Origin of the sequence: Corynebacterium tuberculostearicum, from assembly GCF_022347235.1 — a bacterium.
In the GTDB taxonomy this organism is placed as follows: Bacteria; Actinomycetota; Actinomycetes; order Mycobacteriales; family Mycobacteriaceae; genus Corynebacterium; species Corynebacterium tuberculostearicum_F.
In genome coordinates, this window is sequence record NZ_JAKRDX010000042.1 from 1 (window position 1) to 1,766 (window position 1,766).

Annotated in this window: 1 protein-coding gene; it reads right to left on the reverse strand. The window is 54.7% G+C overall.

All coding sequences use genetic code 11. The features are described from left to right. Positions 1-8: 8 nt before the first annotated feature. A complete protein-coding gene (gene istA / locus MHK09_RS11575) occupies positions 9-1,616 on the reverse strand; it encodes an IS21 family transposase (protein WP_150851611.1) in 1,608 nt (535 codons plus the stop codon). Positions 1,617-1,766: the final 150 nt, after the last annotated feature.

The following is a 1,766-nucleotide window of genomic DNA, read 5'->3' on the forward strand; positions in this document are numbered from 1 at the left end:
CACTCCTTCTAGTTTTCGTAGTGGTCAGCAGGCCGGATAAAGACGGCATCGGCCACGTCGCCGGTAAGCGGGGTACTTGGGCGTGGTTGGCGCTTGGCCACAGGCTGTGTTTTTGGCCCTGGTTCCCCGGGATGTTGTTGGGCGTGGGCAATGTCAGTCTGGAGGCGTTTGATCACTGCCATCGTTGGGGCCAGCTTCTTGTCCACGACCTGCTGGCAGGCAGGTTCCAGGGTGGCTTTGTTGTGCTTTTTGCCCAGGTTGGCCAACACGTTGCGTGCCTGGATGAGTCCGCGGGGTACGGCGGCACTATTGCGGTCGAGGATCATCGCTATGACTGCGTGCGTTGCTGCCCCAAACGACGAGGCCCAGGCCAAAAGCTCATCACGGGTAAGCGCCTTGTGGCCTTCATCATCGCCACGCGGCCCATGCTGAGGGTTGGTGGAATACCGGTATTTGAATCCGTGAAGGCGCGTGTGTTCAGCAACAAGCTGCTCCCCGTTGAAGACGCTCACCAGTTGCGGGGTGAGCCTGACTGTTACCGACTCTCCTACCAGCTGAAATGGCACTGAGTAGTACTGGTAGTCACAGGTGATGTGCCAGTTGCGATCGACTTTAAGCCGCTTATAAGACACTTCCGTAAACGGCGTCGGCGGAAGATCCCGCATCATTGGTGCCTCTTCTTTATCAAAGCGCATCTGCCGTGTTGAGCCATCAGGCCGCGTCATTGCGCCGTTGATAACAGCAAGACGGCAAGCGATCGCCTCATTAAGCTCATCAAGGTTATAGAAGACCTCGTTGCTAAAGTAACCCAGGATTTTGGTGTAGGCGATTTTCACGGCACGCTCTACCGCTGCCTTGTCACGAGGCCTGCCGGGCCTAGTCGGCACAATCGTGACCCCGTAATAGTCAGCAAACGCTGCGTAGCGGTCAGTGACCATCCGGTATGTAGAGGTCTTCTTCGGCCGATAAGTCGCCGTAGAAGCATTATCTGGCACGATGATTGCTGGTACTTTGCCAAGATAATTCAACGCCTTAACATGGCACTCAATCCACGCCGACATCTTCTCATTCGCAGCAGCAGTAACGTACATCAGCCCTGAGTACGGGCTGACCGAGACAAACAATGACGCCTTGAACACGGTATCACCACTGGCCTGATCTACTACAGGCACTTTGTCACCGGCCCAGTCGACATAAAGCTCTTGCCCTGGCTCATGGGTGATAACTTCGACGAGATCGTTGGCACGCAGAAACTCATTGAGCCCACTGCAGAACTGGGAGTACTGGTACTTTGTCTTATCCGTCGGACAAGGCTTCGACACGTAGTCCATCCACAGCTTATGCCTGGTCACATGCTTCGTACCTTTCAGCTTGCGTGCAAGAGCATGAAAATCAGGCTGGTCGTAGGGCAACGACCGCTTACTCCGGCCATCACTGAATCGATCATCGAACCATCCCGGTGGGAGCTGACGGAAACGCTCTGGAGTTAGTGCCTCATCGTTGATGACTTTCTTTGCTCGGGATACTTCTCGTCGTGAACATCCCAATGCATGTGTGATCTGCGCGTAGCTAGCACCATCAAGGCACATCGCGATGATCTGTTTGAAGTTAGCCACAAGGACCGGCTCCTTCCAAGTAGAAGTTGACGCAACACCAGCGGATTGTGGTGTCGCCAACATCAACTATGAAAGAAAACCCCTTGCAGTACCGGGTACGCGGAACACCGGTACCAACTACGCAGACTCGCGGTACCAACTACCCCAAAT